Annotated in this window: 1 protein-coding gene and 2 pseudogenes; all 3 read left to right on the plus strand. The window is 61.8% G+C overall.

Annotated features, from left to right (window positions below; all coding sequences use genetic code 11):
- Positions 1–310: pseudogene (locus FJ980_RS31620) on the plus strand (plasmid partitioning protein); the annotation flags it as partial.
- 89 nt (positions 311–399) lie between these two features.
- On the plus strand, positions 400–876 hold the full coding sequence (locus FJ980_RS31625; RefSeq protein WP_140547439.1) for a hypothetical protein: 477 nt from the start codon (positions 400–402) through the stop codon (positions 874–876).
- Positions 873–1,404 (plus strand): annotated as a pseudogene (locus FJ980_RS31630) (hypothetical protein); the annotation flags it as partial. The gene FJ980_RS31625 and the pseudogene FJ980_RS31630, both read left to right, overlap by 4 nt.

The raw sequence follows: 1,404 nt of genomic DNA on the forward strand, positions 1-1,404 counted from the left end.
GGACACATCGGTCCTTCCTCGTAAGAAGGTCAAGGACACCCGCGCGGCCCTGGTCGAGCACTTCAAGGAAGGTCGCTTCGTCCATCCGTCAGCGCTATTCGGTCCCGACCAGACCAAGCTCGCGTCGTGGCTGAAGAAGAACGAGTGCGCCGAGCAGCCTAAAGACGACGGCACGCCGGAGGACCAGGACGAGCTCGATGGCAATGCGGTAGTCGAGCCGGCGCATGACTACGCCGATGAAGCTCCGGCTTCGGCCGACCAGGATCTCGCCGACGAGCAGCGCGAGGCCTACAAGGTCGCCGCCGAATAAGCCTCACATCTTTCCTCCTGAACGATCATCCCGCCGCCGGTCCATTACCGGCGGCGGTTCTGTTTTCCACCCGACATCATGGAGAAACCATGTCCGCTCAGTTGATCTATGACCTCGTGCCCCTGGGCTCGACTCTGATATATTCCGACGGCTCCCCGCGTCCGCCGGAACGCCATCGAAGGAAGCTTCCCGCCTGGGAAAACAGCAACTCTGGTGGCCGCCTGATCCGCAAACAGGCCGAAGCGCGTGTCGGCAACACGACAATCCCAGCCTCCATCACGCTCCACGACGGCGACTATGGCAGCCAGGAGACGATTGTCCTGCGCGTCCACCGGAACTTTTCGGTGAACAGCGAACTCAAGTTCGCGGTCAAGGAACGGCCCGCGATCGGCTCGGTCCTCGTCCTCGATCGGGCTGGAGACGACGCCGAGCTTGTCCATCTTGCCGCCAATCGCGCGGCCGCCGAGGAATGTCTGACCAGCCACGGTTATCCGCATGCCGTGCTCCATGAAATCAGAGCCGACGTGGAAGCGGCGGACATTATCGAGGGGAGAGCGGCGGCATGAGCGCACTTGATTTCGAAACCAACGTCATTGAAGCCCCCGGTTGTCCGGAGGTTTCTTTTGGAAAAAGTGCCGATGGTCTCGTCGTTGCACTTGTCGGCGAGCACGCCTTTGCCATGGCTCCCGCCCGAGACGGGCGCCATTTCCTTGTCACCGGCTGGCGCATCCGACGGCCCATCGCCGAATGGACGCGGCGCGACTTCTATGGTCATAGCGGCGACCTCGCCGATGAGAATGCGTTCCGGGTAAAGGTTCTGGAAAACGCCGAACACCAACGCGAGAAGATTGCGCTCGGCCGACGCGAAGAGCGATCCACGGCCAATACGCCGGGGGGGCAATCGCAGGGAGCGACCGTCTATGCCGATGGCGTTGTCTTCCACTCAACCACCGGCCATGGCGGGTTTCTTCTTTCGCCCGACCGCAACCTCAGGATACACCACTTGATCCGCGTCGCCGGCGGAGCCTATGAGGAGGATGAGGCCTGGGCGATCGTCGCATTCAGCTTTCCTCATTTGTTTACCGCCTTCGAGC

The organism is Mesorhizobium sp. B1-1-5, assembly GCF_006443065.1.
Taxonomy (GTDB): domain Bacteria; phylum Pseudomonadota; class Alphaproteobacteria; order Rhizobiales; family Rhizobiaceae; genus Mesorhizobium.